Genomic DNA, 15,271 nt, shown 5'->3' with positions numbered 1-15,271 from the left:
TCTAAGGGCGCGCTGTGCTCCGCTGATCCGTCCCGGACAGGACCACACTCACCACGCCCTCGATCATCGCCTGGGCGAATCCGGCCGCCGTCACCGGAGCGGAGACGGCGGCGGCCAGCGCGGCGACGTCGACGACCCGGCCGACGGCGGCGCCGCGCCACGGCACCGGGACCTCCGGGCCCTGCTTCGGGATGCCGGCGTCGTCGCGCAACTTCTTGACGTATTCGCCGCCGGTGTGGTCGACGCCCAGGTGCAGGGACTCCGGTGCGAGGTGCAGGCGCAGCCGGGCCGGTTCGCCGTCGAACAGGCAGAGCAGGACCGTGCCGCTGAGCCGTTGGACACGCAGTGCCGGCAGGATCGTGCCGTCCGGCCCCTCGGCGTCGACGATCAGTCCCGGCCAGCCCGCGACAAGCGCCGAGTCGAGCAGCACCCCGCTCGCGCCCGGGTGGCGATTCTCGATGAGCGGAGCCAGGTGTTCACTGTCGTGGGCCAGGTCGCCGGCGGTGACCCGGCCCAGGCTCAGCGCGCCGTCCAGCAGGGACCGGATCCAGCGGCCGTCGAGCCGGAACACCCGCAGGGACTCCGGTGGAAGCATGCGCTCGTCCGGGACCAGGTAGTTGAACGGCACCCCGTCCAGCAGGTTCAGCCCGGCCAGCCACTGCTCCACGATCACCGGCGGATCCGGGTCGGGGTCGGGAGCGCCCGGCAACGGGATCGGGGGGATCCCGGTGTCGCGGGCACGCCGATGGGCACGCCGCCACACACCGAACGCGGTGGCGACGCGCCTGCTGTTCAGGGCGAGGAGCCGGCCGAGCTGCCACCCGGCGGCGTAGGAGACGTCGAGCATCCCGGTGTCGCTGTCGATGCGCAGCAGCTCGTCGGCCACCCGTACCGGCTCGTAGTCCTGGCCGGGATCGGCGCCGGCCTGCGGGGTGAGCGGGCCGTGGAACCACGACACCGTCCGGTCGGCCTGGCGCAGCGCGTGCGGCACCGGCACAAAACCCTTCTGCAGGTACGCGTCAGCGGCCGGGACTCCCCGGGGCGGCAACGCGAGCGCACCGGTGTCCAGTGCCTGCGCCAGGGCGCTGAAGCCGGCGCCGTCGTCGATGCACGCGAACCGCCAGCTGGTCAGCGACACCAGGTGCACCTGATCACCGGCTCCGGTGTCGAAGGCCCCGTCGCGGTAGCGAGCGGCGACCGAGACCAGGTGGACGGTGCTGGTCCGGCCGGGTGCGGGCAGCCGGTTGCCGGACACGGCGGCGACCTCGTCGGTGTCCGGGACCTGGCCGGTGCGATGCTGCCGGGTGTGGGTCAGCACCGCCAGTTCCGGTCCGGTGGGCATGATCGCGGCGAGCAGGTCCGGTGCGGCGGTCAGCACGGTGATCCGGTCGGTGTCCCGCAGACCGGGCGTGACCGGGAGACCGGTCAGGCCGGGCAGCAGGCGGGCCTCCGCGACGCTCATGACAGCGGTGGTCGTCGTGTCCGCCTCGTCGAACAGCAGCAGGGCCAGCCAGGGCAGAGTTCCCTCGGCGGACTGCTCCCACGGGATGGTGCCGCGGTCCAGCAGGATGTGGGGCAGGGCGGTGGAGTGGTCGCCGATGCTGCCGTCCGGCGGGAACACCGCCACGACGTCCTGCGGCGCGAGGGTTCCGTGGCTGCCGCCGATGACGAAGCTACGGGTGACCGGGCGCACCGGCCGGTGGACCCCGGGAACGGTGAGGTCCTGCTGGACAGTGAGGTCCTGCTGCACGGTGATCGTGTAGGTGCCGTCGGCCATGCCCGGCGCGGGCCGGTGCGCGGAACGGAAGACTGTGGCGTCGGTCATCGGTCTCCCCCGGTCAGACGGCCGGAGACCGGGGCCACCAGGAACGCGGCGGTGGCGCCCGCGTCCACGGTGACCTCGGCCGGCACGCCGAGTGCTTCGAGCAGTGCGGTACGGGCGGCGGTACGGCCGAAAGCCGCCGCCGGATCCTGCGTCTTGTCCTCCTGCCAGACGACCGGGTCCTGCCAGCGGTAGCCGCCCGGGACCTCGACGGTCTCGTACCGCGCCCGTTCATCGGTAACGGTCCGGGGCGGGTCGTCGTCCGGCTGGACCGGGGCGGTCGGGGTGATCACGAACCCGGTCAGTGCCTGCCCGAGGAGAGCGTCGCCGTCCAGACTCGGCGCCACCGACTCACCCCACAGGGCACGCGGCACCCGCTTGTGAACCGGGGCGAACCCGAACTCGCCGGTGACGTCTACGCCGTCACGGGTGATCCGTACCGTGGTCCGGGAGGCGAACCGACCAGCGCGGACGTCCATCGGCCCGATGCCCAGGGCGGTGTTCGGCGCCTCCGGATCGCCGATGACCGTACCCGCGCCGAGGTCGTAGGTCTTGGCCGGCACGGCGGAGTCGGTGACGAGGCTGAACCGTTTCGGGCTGAGCACCCAGTCGACGCCGGTCTCGCCGTCCCGCATCAAACCGTCGCCGACGGTCACGGTTCCGACCGGCGCGTCGTCCGTGTCGGCGGGCAGGAACGCCTGCTGGAAGGCGCCCCAGTCGAGCGGTGCGGGCCTGGCCCGGGTGTCACCGAACGCGATGTCGAAGCTGATCAGCGACAGATGGATACGGGCGGTGCCGGCGAACTCGGGCCCCCACAGCGACAGGTCCGCGCCGACGTCGACCGAGATGGTGTGCGTGCCGAACGCCTGGTAGGTGTACCGGGCGGCGAAGTGGACGTAGAGGCTCGCCTCGTAGTGGTACGGCTGCCAGGCGAGCAGGAAGTCCACACCGGCCGAGAACGACGCCGCGAGCCGCCCGCTCGTCCAGTTGGCCTGCAGGTTGCCACCGGCGGTGAGCGCACCCGGCATCAGCGCGAAGTAGACCTCGCCCTTGACCGACAGTTCCGCGCTGACCTGCCAGGTGAACCCGAGCCGGGGCGCCTGCGGGTAGTGCGCCGGCACCCGGAAACCAGGCCGGTAGCCGCCGACGGTGGCGACGAAGTCACCGCGGTGCTCACCGCTGAACCAGACCGCAAACGCGAACCCGCCGGTCAGGTGGCAGTCCCGGGAGAACAGGAACGACGCCGAGGTCAGCTGCGCCTGTACGCCGAGATAACCCTCGTCGGGAACGAACCCGGCCTTGAGCGCCATCTGGATCTCGGCGATCGGCGGCACGCCCGGCGCGGCCGGCAACCGCATCGTGGACAGGCCCAGCACGTCGATCTCGAACCGGCCGCCGAGCAGCACGATCAGCAGAGCGAACGTGTCGACCTGTTTGAACGAGGTGAACCGGATGCCGGCCGCGAGGAACACGTCACCGGACGAGGGCACCACCGCAGCCCGCAGCCGGGTCAGCTGCGCGAGCGGGTCCGGCGCTGTGGTGGTCTCGCCGGTCACCGCACTGACCAGGGGGAACTGTGCCACCTGGTCGATCGGCGGGACGATCAGCCGCCGGTTGTAGCCGAACCCCGCGGCCAGACCGGTGACGAACAGGAACGCCGGGCCGCCGATCGGGTAGTCGAGCACGGCGTAAACGAACAGCGACGGGTATCCGCTCACATAGGCGTACGCCCCGAGCGCGGTCAACGTCAGCTGTTCGGTCTTGAGCAGCAGGCTGCCCTCGTACTCGTCGTAGGTGACGCCGTCCGTGCCGGTGAGAGTGCTGCGCATCAGGGCCCCGCCGATGCTCAGCGGGCCGTTGGCGTAGTCGAGTCCGAGTCCGCGCAGGTCGAACGTGGGTGAGAACTCCTGCAACGGTGAGCCTACGGCGAGGCCGTTCAGCGAGAAGGCGAGGCCGCCGAGGGCGATCCCCGCGTCCAGCAGGAACCACAGCGAGCCGCCGGTGTAGGCGAACCCGACCCGTCCGAGCCGCAGCGGCCCGAACGAGCGCTGCACGGTGATCCACTTCGTGCTGTCCGGCGCGGCGGTGGGCCCGGTAACCGCGGCGGCTTTCACCGTGCCGGTGCCCGATCCGGCCGACGTGGGCAGGGTGAGCGGCTGTTTCTCGCCGCCGAGGGACAGCACGGCGGCGAAGGTGACCCCGGCGGTGAGCGGGTCGGTGGTGGGCAGCGGCGCGATCCCCGGCGGGAGCATGCCGTTGAGCACTGCCAACCGGGCGGTGCCGACCGGCGCCGAGGCGATCACGACACGCAGATCGTCGACGGTGAGGGTCTGCCCGGCGGGAAGCTCCCGGCCGATCAGGGGAAGCTGGGTCAGATCGATGGCGGCGCCCAGGTCCAGGGCGGCGAGCACGGTGGCGCCGGCGCCGGGGGTAGCAGGCCGGTCCAGGTGGACGAAGACGTCCTTGATCTGCAGGGTGAGGCTGTCCGGGATCATCGCGGCTGCCCCCGGGGAACCGGCGAGCAGCGGGGCGAACAGGTCCTTGAGCCGGAGCGCCTGCTGACCGGGCTGGGCGGTGTAGGCGGCAAGCAGGGCCGTGCCGCCGTCGTTGCGGGCGAAGTCCACGTCGAAGCGCAGGTCGCCGACGAGCAGGGTGCCGCGGGCGGTCACCGTCGCGGGCCCGGTGCCGTCCTTGCGTACGTCCAGCAGAAGGGTGAGGTCGACGGTGGTGTCCGCACCGACCGGGAACATCAGGTGGCAGGCGAACGAGAACGATCCGGCGGTGTCGAACTCGATGTCCAGGTTGTCGATCGTCAGGCCCTGCACGGCGGGCGGCAGGGTGAAGGAGCCGAACTTCGCCTCCAGATCGCTGTGCAGCGTGGCGATGGAGATCTGCTGGCCCGGGCCGGTGGAGCCGCTGAAAACCCAGGGCCCGGCGGCGGCCGGGCGGCCCGCGGTGATGATCAGGGTGGCGCCGCCGAGTTCGATGTCGGCGCCGATCGTGCCGTGGAAACCGGTGGTGTCCTTGGCGATGTCGATGTGCAGGCCGCGCAGCCCGATCGGCCCGATCGTCAGGTCGTCGTCCTCGGCGGTCACCACCAGCTCGTAGGTTCCCGCCGACGGGTCAGCGGTCAGGCCGAGCTGGGTGATCGTGATGTCCGGGAAGCCGTCGGCGTTGCCGAAGAAGTGGGTGAACAGGGCACGCAGGCCGATGGTGGACGGTGGGCGCAGCGAACCGCCGAACGCAAAACCGGGCATCAGCCGTACGGACAGGTCGAGGCGGACTCCGGCGAAGATCAGGTGGGCGGCGATCCGGACGTACCGCAGGGTCGGCGCGGTGACCGGGTCGAAACCGATCCGTACCGCGTCCAGCTCCATCTCCTCCAGGTCCAGCGCGTCGAGCCCACCCTGGACCAGATCCTGCAAGGGCTGTCCCCCGGCGAACGCGGCCAGCTGCGGCAGGGTCGGCAGGGCGCCGTCGGCGGGCAGCAGCGCGATCTCCCAGGGCCGCCCGCCGCCGAACCCGAGCACCACGTCGAAGTCGGCGCCGATCCGCAGGCTCGCGGAGAGCGCGCCACGGAAGCTGCTGGAGATGTACCCCTCCGCCGACACGGTCCGGCTGATCGCCAGGCCGGCGCCCACCGAGCGCAGCACGATCTCGTCGCCGACCAGCGGCCAGTCCAGGTCGGACCCCACGGCGACCCGCATTTCGGTACGGGCGGTGGCCCCGAACCCGACGATCAGGTCGAGTTCGGTGAGCTTGACGAGATCGGCGAACGGCAGGTCCGCGGGCAGGTCGATCCGGGCGCCGGAGTTGCTGACCTGCTCGACGAGCGCGGGCAGGGAGAGCGGGCCGTGGTCGCCGTCGGTGAGCACACAGGCCAGTTCGCCGCTGTCGGTGAGACTGGCGGTGACCGGCAGCGTGACGGTCCCGGCCCGAACCTTGCCGACCGCCTGGAATCCGACGAGCGCCGGGGCTGTGGCGTCGGCCCGCGAGATCGTCACCGTGACGCTGTCCACGGCGAAGGCGTCCGGGCCGTACGCGCTCACCGGCCAGGCCTCCCGCGCCTTCCCGCTGACGGTGAGCACAGCGGGCCAGCCCTTGCCGGACAGGGTGATGACCGGGGCGTTGACGGCGAGTTTCTTGCCGGGAAGCGCCCGCAGGAACGCGACGAACCCGGAATCGGCGATGATCTCACCGCTCAGTGGCAGCACTCCCCCGCTGACGGCCCGGCGCAGCGCGGTCTCGATGGCGTCCAGAGGCCGCCCGTCATACGTCATGCTCACGTCACCGCCGGTCAGAAGTGGGTGATGGTCGTGGTTTGGGCGTTGAGGTTGTCGTAGAAGACGGTGAACATCCCGGTCGCACCGGGAGTCATGGCGGCTGCGGCCGCCACGATCGCCGCATGGACGTCGATGTTCACGGCCTTCGACAAGATTCTCGCGAGCATCGTCGGATCGATACTCGCGCCGGACCCGATCCTGCAGAATCCATACCAGGCCACGGCTGCCGTCGCGGCTGCCGCAAAAACCTGGCTCTGGGTAATGCCGGGTTGTGCCATGACCGCGGCGCGCATGGCTGCGACGAAGGCATCCACGTGTGCCCCGGGCGCAGCCACCGCGGCCGCTACGGCGGCGGGTACTGCCGCAGCCGCCACGGCAGTCGCGGCAGGACCGGCAAGCCCGAGTCCGGTGAGCACCACGGTGACCACGTCCTGCGCGGCGGTGGTCGGGTGCGGGGCGCTGTACAGAGCCTCGATGGCAGCGGCCGCGGTACCAGGAGGTGCCGCGACACCGGAAATCGTGGAGGTCGCGGTGATGGCTCCGGTGAGGGCGGTCCCGGCCGAGCCGATCGCCGGGGCATTCGCTTGTGTGGCCGTGACCCTGACGAGAATGTCGCCTGCCGTGTTGGCAGGCGGGTTGCCCCCGGTCCGGGAGTTGACTCCACCGGCCGTCTGCGGCGCCGCGCCGAAGGGGACGTCGTAGCCGGTCAGGTAGTGCCAGATCCGTCGACGCGTGGGAACGACGCCGACCAGTCCGTCCAAGGTGGCGACGGTCGGCGGCAGCGGGTGCCCGTACTGGTTGTTCTGCCCGTTCGAGATCATCACGGCGTCGGGCCGCATCCGGGCGATGAACCCGGGCGCGCTCGCGGTCGCCGCGCCGTGATGGCTGGCCTTCACCACCTGGACCCGCCCGGCGACATCGTTGGTGGGGTTCAGGTTCGCGGCGATCATCGTCTCCTGAGCCGTCTCGATGTCTCCGCCGATGTAGTAGCGGAAGTTGCCGAACCGAACCTCGAAGGCCAGGCTCTTCTCGTTCTGCACGGTGGCGATGCCGAGCCCGGCCGCCAGATAGGTGGCCCCGCCCGCGGGATTGCGGACATACCGGTTCGCGGCGATGCAGTGCACGGTCGGAGCTCCGGCCGGAACGACGCCCAGATCACCGGTGTCGGTGGCCCACAGGACCTCACGACCGACGAGCCAGTGCGGGCACCACCAGTCGTTGACCTGTGCCGCGGGAAGCGGCACACCAGGGGCTACCTGAGGCTGCAGGGCCGGCATGCCCTGCATCGGCAATCCGGCGATGAGGCGAACCGGCTGCGACGTCATGACCATTCCGGGCGGCAGCTGCGGCGGAGCCAGCTGGACACCGGCGCGGGTCCGGAACGGTCCGGGCCTCAGCCACTCGCTCATGACGTTGCCGGTCACCCGTCGCCGGTTGGGCGCCTGGCGCAGCGCGGACAGGTAACGCAGGTAAGGATTGTTGTCGGCGAGGGGTTCGCCCTGGTCGTAGACGCGGACGTTGGCGTACTCGACGTGGCCCTGATTGAACAGGGAGAAGATCCCACCCATGTGATCCACGTCGTAATGGGTGACGGCGACGATGTTCAAGGGGCTGGCCGCAGTCACATTGCCCACTGTTGTCAGGTGCTGGTGCAGGTTGTTCGCGTGGGCGATGCGACCGCCGTCGATCAACATGGTCCGGCGTGCCCCCGCCACCGTCGGATCCTCGGCCTCGATCAGCGTCGCGTCTCCCGATCCGACGACGTCGATGTGGTGAATCTTCAGAGTCCAGGCCATCGGGTCACCCCTTCGCCTTCAGGTAGCGGACGACCACCCGGTAGACGCTGGTGGTGGCGTGTGTGCCCTGGCTCACCCGGACCAGGATGTCGTTGCCGGAGTTCATGACCCGGGCGCCGTAGAGGTTTGCCACGCCGCTGGATTTCGAGTACGAGCCGTCGGCCACCAGCTCGACGACCGGGGGCTCGACCCACTGGCGGTAGACCATGCAGACGGCCCGGGCCACGTACCTGTTGGTGTTCGAGTTGACGTCGTGCATCAGGACCGTCGACTCGACGTGGGCGGTGGCGTGATCGGGGAGGACGAACAGGTAGTGGTCGCGGGTTCCGCCGCTGCCGATACGGCCGTGGAACATCACCGTGACGTACTCGCTGCCGAATCCCGCACTGGTGTCGTACGCGCTGATCGCGCTCGACTCCTGCACGGTGAACCGGGCGTTCGGGGTGGTGACCGCGCCCACCGTCATCCGGCCGTTCGCGCCGATGCGGGCCACCTCGATCGGCTGGCCGGCGGACTGGGCCCGCAGCGCCAGGTCCACCGCCGAGGTGCCGGAGTCGTCGCCGGCCTGGAGGATCGCGGTGCCGTTGCCCCGGTCGCCCTCGTTCGCGTGCAGGGTGACCTTGCCCTTGCCGTAGTAGTCGCCCGCCACGTGCAGGGTTCCCTTGGGATCGGCGGTCCGGATCCCGACGTTGCCCGACTGCGGCTGGAGGATCACGTGGTCGTTGTAGTCGTTGGAGGTCCCGATCAGCAGCCGGGCGCTCTCGCCGGCGGCGCCGGGGGTCGCCGAGTCCTGATACTGCAGGTAGCCGTAGTCGCCGCCGCGATTCACGGCGCTGCGGAAGACGACGCTCGACACTCCTCCGGCGTTCTCGTGGTCGATCAGCACGGTTCCGGTGTTCGGGCCGTGCGGGGTTCCGATCCGCTCGCGCAGGTGCAGGGCCGCGGCGGGCCCGGCCGTCCCGATCCCGACGCGCGGACCGGCTGTGGTCAGCGGCCCCTTCTGCACCTGGCACACAAAACGGCCGTCCTGGTAGCCGGGCACGTTCTCGTACTCGACGGTGATGTTCGCGGGCCCGGTGGGCAGCGACGAACGGATCCGGGCCAGCGGGATCTGCATCAGCTCCCGCGGTCCCAGGACGGTCGCCGACAGTGGGGTCAGCACCAGTTCGGTGGCCTCCGCGAGCCCCGGCGAGCGTTCGAGCTTCCATCCGGGGTGGTCAGGAACGTCCACGTCCTTCAGGTCGTCGGCGGTGCCCAGAGCCCAGGGGCGGGACGGTCCCGCGTTGCCCGGGGCGTGATCGAAGGAGATCCGCAGCCGGGTCGGCGCGGCGCTGCCTCCGCTCGGCGCCAACGGCACGTCGTCGGTCGCCGACAGGTTCGCCACGTGCAGCAGCAGCACGGATTCGGTGTCGCCGTCGTTGAGGACGGTGCTGCCACCGGTGAAGCCGACGTGCAGCGGGATGTCCGGGCGCCCGAGCCGGTCGACGATCGACAGCCGCTGGCTCCGGGTTCCCTCCAGCGGGGTGTCCTGCCCGGCGTAGAAGAGGCCCCGGTAGCTCAGTTCCACCCGGGTGGCGCGGGCCCCACCGGCCGCGTCGGCGACGGCGTGTTCGAGTGTCAGGTGCCAGACGCCGCCCTTGCCCAGGGTCCGGTCGACCGTGCTGGCCAGGTAGAACACCACACTGCCGGTCTCCATCACCGGGTCGCTCATCCGCCACCGGTCCGCGGCGACACGGACCAACCTTTGCGGGTACGCCGGGTCGAGACAGGTGGCGGCGAGCGCGCCGGCCCGGAACCGCAGCGCGAGGTGGTGTGCCGCGGCGGTGGGCGGCCCGGTGATCGCGCTCAGCGTGACCGGTTCGTCGGCGGTGTTGCTGATCTCGGCGAACAGCTGGTGCCCGACCGGGTCGTCGTCGATCGGCAGCACCGGCTCGTCCGCGCTGGTCAGCCGGAATCCGAGCGGATGCCCGCGGCGGAAGGCGAGGATCGCGGCCCGGTCGCCGTCGATGAGTCGCCGCAACTCGCCGGCGGGCAGGGCGGCCCGGTGGATCCGCAGGTGGGCGAGGCTGCCCCGGAACCGGCCGCCGGCACTGTCACCGAGATCCGCGGAGATCAGCAGAGGCGCCTGGGCGACGGCCGGAACCGCTCCGGCCGGGCCGGTCGCGGACAGGACGCCGTCGACATAGGTGGTGGCGGTGGCCCCGTCGTTGGTCACCGTCACGTGCCGCCAGGACCCGGCCCGGACGCTGCCGGGCGGGGTGTCCGGGAACGTCAGGCCGACCGCGCCCGGGAACCGGTGCCGCACCGAGCCGTCCGGGTGTAGCCACACCTGGAACGCGCGTGAGGTGCTGCCGGCGATGCCCTGCCACGTCGTCGCGCCGGATTCCGGGCGGACCCAGAGCGAGACGGTGTACGCCGTGAGCGCGGGCAGTGCCGACCCGGTCAGGGTTCCGGAGTCGCCGTCGAAGCGCAGGCACGCGCCGAACACGTCGTCCAGGTGGGATTCCACGGTGCCGCCGGCGACCGCCGGGGCGAGGGTGCCGGCGATGTCCGGGGTGGTGCCGTCGGTCAGTTCGGTCAGCGGCAGGTGGACCGCGAGCACTGCCAGGTCGATCTGCCGGAGCTGCCGGATCTCCTCGGTACCGAGGGCCCGCCGGTAGATCCGCAGGCCGCCGATCCGGCCCCGCCAGTCGGCCGGGCCTGTCGCGCCGAGACGGGTGGGTGCGGGCAGTGCCCCGGGCGTACCCGAAGAGGGAAGTGTCTGTTCCGGTCCGCCGTCCACCACGAGCGTCACCGTTGCGGTCCGGCCGTGCAGCCCGATCGCGAGATGCTGCCACGCGCCGGCCCGCAGGGCGCCGGTGAACGACCCGCCGCCGACGATCCGGGGCACACCCCCGTTCAGGGCCAGGCCCGGTCCGGCCCCGCTCACCAGCGGGCGGTCCCCGGTCAGGGTGTCCAGCCGGACCCACATCAGGATCGTGAACTCGTCGGCGTCGCCGAGCGCGGGCAGGACGACCCCGCCGCCCGCGCCGAGGGCCAGGCATCCGCCGAGCAGGTCGTCGGCGGCCGGGGTGGCGGCGCCGGCGAGTGTCACGTCGTTGCCGTTGCCGGAGACGTCGACCACGACGTCGCCGCCGGATGCGGTGAGGGGCAGGTGAACGGCCAGCCCGCGGTCCAGAGCGGTCACAGTGTCCTCGCTTCTCGGGCGGGGCGCAGCGTGAGCCAGCCCTCGCGGATCTCCTGGGCGCCGGGGTGATGCGCGTCGGTCCGCATCGCGGCGATCCCGGTGGCGTACAGGTCGAAGATCAGGGCGACCCGGCCGGTCAGCACCCGGTACGGCCCGGCCAGCTCGGCCGGGACCATCCGGTCGGGCCGGTCGGCGTCGGGGGCCGCGCCGGGCCGCTGATCCGGCGGTACGACCCGGCACCGGCCGGGGTCGCCGTCGAGTGGTTCGAGCCATCCGGTGCCGGCCGCGCACAGGTGATCCCAGACGTCCGCGCCTTCGGGCATCGCACTGGCGAACTGCTCGGCGGTGATCGGTGCGGCCGGGGCGGTGCCGGACGCCGGGTCGATGCCGAGCAGCTCGTCGGCGAGCGCCTCCAGCCCGGCGAACTCGCCGCTCAGCTGCGGACGGCGGCGCCGGGCCACACTCAGCGCGACGACGCCCGGTTCCTGGTCGGCGAGCCAGCGTACGGCCGGGTCCAGCAGGTGCGCCCACAGCGCCGCGGCATCGGGCAGGTGCTGGAGGAACACGTCACGGGTGATGGTCTCCTCGGCGGGTGTCTCCCGCCAGGCCGGGCCGTCCGGGCCCGGTTCGGGCGCCAGCCACGACCACGTCCAGCCCGGTTCGCCGGGCAGCGACACGTGCAGCCGGTCCCGGCTGGTGAGCAGGGGCGCGGTCAGGAAGGAGGTCTGTATCGCGGTGAGACCGGCGGTGTACTGCTCGGACGGCAGGCCGATGGCTTTGGTGGGCAGGACGCCACAGGACGCGTGGACGATGCCGCGCGGGTCGACGAGCATCGTCAGGATCTCCGGCGGGTCGTCGATCGACTGCTGCACCAGGGCGGCGGGACCGTCCGCGGCGATGATCCGTTCGGGCGCCGTGCCGCCGGGGGCCACGGCGCGGAAGGTGTCGCCGCCGGACTCCGCCCAGAACCCGAGCAGCCCGTCACCGGCCCGGCCGCCCGCGCCGATCCGGACCGGGAACCGTACTCCGGTGAAGTCCCGGGTCTCCCGGGTGGTGCGGCGCAGATCCTGGTCGAACGAGGTCCACGACTGGTCGACCGCCGGTGGCTCGCGCAGTTGCAGGTCCACCGCGGCCCGGACCACCGCGACCGGCCGGCTCACCAACAGGCTGAGGCCGTCGCGCTGCTGGTCGGCGCCGGCCGGGTCGACGGTGTCCAGAGCGGATTCCAGGGCCTCGGTGAAGGCGGACAGATACGCGGCCTGGCCGGTGTCCGACGCCCCCGGGGTGACGGTGAGCCGGGCCGCGATCCGGCGCAGGGCCGGGGGCATGCCGCCGAAACCGGGATCGTGGACCTGAGTGGGCAGGATCGGCGCCGCCGCGCCGGGCGCCGGCTGCCACTTGGCGAACGGGTCCACCTCTCCGAGGGCGACGCCGTCGCCGTCGTGGAAGGCGAGGCTGCCGTCCAGGTGGTTCGGCACGATCCATCCGCAGATCGGGGTGCCGGCGGCGTCGGCGCCGGCTTCGGTGAGCCCGTCCTGGGCCGCCGCCAGCCAGCGCAGATGCAGACGGGCCGGCTGGGTGAGCCGGGGCGGCATCGCGATCCAGCCCGGATTTCCGGGTTCCCGCAGCGTCTCGGGCAGCACGATCCGGTCCCAGGACAGGTCGCGGGCCTGGCCGAAGCTGTCCACCAGGCGTAACCGGGCCAGGCGCAGCGCACCGGCCCGGATCGGGTTGAAGTCGTTGGCGGGCACCGGCGCGCTGGTGCCGCCGTCACCGATCGCGTCCGCGACCCGGTGTGCCAGCGCGCGGTCCGCCGGATGGCCGAGGGGGTCGGCGATCGGCAGCTGGGTCGCCTGGCGCCGGGCGAGCAGTGCCTCGTTGAAGCCGCCCAGGGCCTGGGAAAGGCCGGCGAACCCGGTACCGAGCCGCTGGTACGCCCGGGCGATCGTGTGCACCGGGTCGTCGGCGCGGTCCAGGTAGAACGCCACCACCGCGTCGATGTCGGAGCTGTCCGATCCGGTCGCGCCGAACGTGTCGAGATCGCGGCGCTGAACCAGGTCGACGAGGTAGCGGGCGATGAGTTCCCGCAGCTGGGGCGCGACGAAGGGGGTGAGGATGGCCGCTCCGGAGTAGTGCTCGGTGGCGCCCGGCTCGACCGGCTGTCCCGTGGACCGGGGGATCAGGTCGTCGCCGTCCGGACCGAGTTCGTACGCCGTGGCGAGGTAGTCCTGGGGATAGCGGTCGGTGGCGCCGGTGCGGGGCAGGAACGCGACCTGCCACTCCAGCAGCACGGGGTGCCAGGGTGGGCGCCGCAGGAGGGCGAAGCCGATCTCGTCGGTTCGCGGGGAATCGGCGAGTTCCCGCCACACCTCGTCGAGGATCTGCCACAGCGCCTCGGGATCGGCGGGGTCGGCGGCGGCCGCGACCCGGGTCTCCAGCATGCCGTCCGGGCGCAGCCGCCCGTCCCGGCCGTAGCGCGGTGACGGGGTGACGCCGTCCCCGGTCAGCAGCACCACCGGTTCGGCGGGCTGGTAGAACCGCGGTCCCGCGACACTGCTCAGCGACAGGCCGGGCAGGTGACGGACGGCGGCGCGGGCCCGGGCCTCGGCCAGGTTCCGGGCCGCGGTCAGCCGGGCGAGGGCGGTGCGGCGTTCCTCCAGCGGGGCCAGCGCCCGGTTCTCCAGAAAGGTCCGGACCAGGTCGAGGTCCGGATAGTCGGCGGCCTCGTCCAGCGGCGGGTAGGCGCACATCTGGAAGCGGCACCAGTCGGCGAACAGGCGTCGGCTGCGTTCGGCGATCTCGGTCTCGGCGAGGTAGCGGGCCTCCTCGGCGTCGTTGAGCCGGGCCAGCAGGCCGGGCATCGTGGTGGGCAGCGGCGCCGGCTCGCCCTCGTCCCGTTCGGAGCTCACCGTCCAGCGGACCGGGCCGGGCACCGGCTGGAAGGTTCGCTCGTGGCGGGCGTCGGCGAGCAGCGCCTCGGTGTCCGGCCCGTCGTGGCCCACCGCCGCGGCGCCGAGCAGGGCGTCGAGCCGGCGGGCGGCCTCGTCGTCGCCGTCGCTGAGGTATGCGATCAGCGCCTCGGGTCCGCTGTCGGCGACGGTGACGGCCGGGCCGGTGGGCTCGCCGGGCGTACCGTCGCCGGCTTCGAACCTCAGCCTGGCGAAGCAGACCGTCCGGGCCGGCGGCGTGCCGGTTCCCGGAGCGGCGTCGAGCAGCGCGTTCACCGGTTCCTCGAACTCCCGGAAGGCGTCGCCGAGCGGCTGTCCGGCCCGCCACGCCGGTGACATGACCAGGGCTCCGGTGCTGCCGTCGGCGGTCAGCCACCGGCGGTCCAGCAGTTCCGTCCAGAGTGCCGGCGACGCGCCGCGCAGTTTCAGGATCTCCTCGCGGCTCACCAGCGCCCGGATCGTCCAGCCGAGCCCGGCCAGGTCGGTGATCCCGGTTGCCGGGTCGGCCGCGGGGTCGCGGTACCAGCCGGCCACGTCGTACTGAAGTCCGGGCCCGGTGTCTCCGGGTTGTGGGTCGTGGAAGCCGAAGACGCTGTGGCAGTTCGGGTAGAGGGCGGCGAACGTGGGGTGTCCCCACCCGACGACGGTCAGGCCGGGCAGGTATGCGGCGCCCGTCCCGGATCCGGTCCACTGCTCGAAGGGGACGGTACGGCCGAGACCGCGGTACGGCCGTCGCCCGTCCTCGGGCGGCAGCGGATACAGCACCGACCCTTCGTCGGCCTCCCCGGAAGGTCGCAGGTAGTCGCTCTCCACCACCCAGCGCCGCTCGACCGACACGGTCCCGGTGGTGTCGGCCCGGCTGCGGGTGACGAGCCAGCGGGTCGGCACCACCGGGAACGTGGTGCCCTCGTCGTCGTGGGCGCCGCCGGTCAGCGCGTCGGGCAGGGACCAGTGCAGGTGGACGCCGGGACGCAGGATCAGCCCCTGGTCGTGCAGGGGCTGAGCGTTGACCGCGTCGCCCAGGTAGGGCCGGTCGCCGTTGACGTCCCGTTGTCCGTCGAAGTACGGCAGCCCGGTGAAGTCGGCGGCCGGCGCGGTGACGGTACGTTCTTCGGTCAGGTGCAACGCGTCGAGATGGATCGGAACGAGCAGGGCACCGCTCACAGTGGACACTCCCAGGGTCCACGTCATTGTGTCGCCGATCACACAACAAGTCCATAGTGGACTCACAGGTT

5 protein-coding genes are annotated in these 15,271 nt (G+C 72.1%); all 5 read right to left on the bottom strand.

What is annotated here, in order from left to right:
- Position 1: 1 nt before the first annotated feature.
- Genes Aco03nite_RS15865 through Aco03nite_RS15845 form a run of 5 tightly spaced genes read right to left on the bottom strand, consistent with a single transcriptional unit; the run spans position 2 to position 15,209 of the window.
- Complete coding sequence (locus Aco03nite_RS15865) at positions 2 to 1,825, bottom strand: hypothetical protein (protein ID WP_203795856.1); 1,824 nt, start codon at positions 1,823 to 1,825, stop codon at positions 2 to 4.
- A complete protein-coding gene (locus tag Aco03nite_RS15860; RefSeq protein WP_203795855.1) occupies positions 1,822 to 6,102 on the bottom strand; it encodes a DUF6603 domain-containing protein in 4,281 nt (1,426 codons plus the stop codon). The genes Aco03nite_RS15865 and Aco03nite_RS15860 overlap by 4 nt, the downstream gene beginning before the upstream one ends.
- 17 nt (positions 6,103 to 6,119) lie before the next feature.
- Complete coding sequence (locus Aco03nite_RS15855; RefSeq protein WP_203795854.1) at positions 6,120 to 7,901, bottom strand: ComEC/Rec2 family competence protein; 1,782 nt, start codon at positions 7,899 to 7,901, stop codon at positions 6,120 to 6,122.
- A 4-nt stretch (positions 7,902 to 7,905) separates the two neighbouring features.
- Entirely contained in the window at positions 7,906 to 11,088 is a 3,183-nt protein-coding gene (locus Aco03nite_RS15850; RefSeq protein WP_203795853.1) for a LamG domain-containing protein, read from the bottom strand.
- The gene (locus Aco03nite_RS15845) at positions 11,085 to 15,209 is read right to left on the bottom strand and encodes a hypothetical protein (RefSeq protein WP_203795852.1); all 4,125 of its coding nucleotides are present in this window, start codon (positions 15,207 to 15,209) and stop codon (positions 11,085 to 11,087) included. The genes Aco03nite_RS15850 and Aco03nite_RS15845 overlap by 4 nt, the downstream gene beginning before the upstream one ends.
- Positions 15,210 to 15,271: the final 62 nt, after the last annotated feature.

This window comes from Actinoplanes couchii (assembly GCF_016862075.1).
In the GTDB taxonomy this organism is placed as follows: Bacteria; Actinomycetota; Actinomycetes; order Mycobacteriales; family Micromonosporaceae; genus Actinoplanes; species Actinoplanes couchii.
This window is presented reverse-complemented; position numbering and strand designations above follow the sequence as displayed.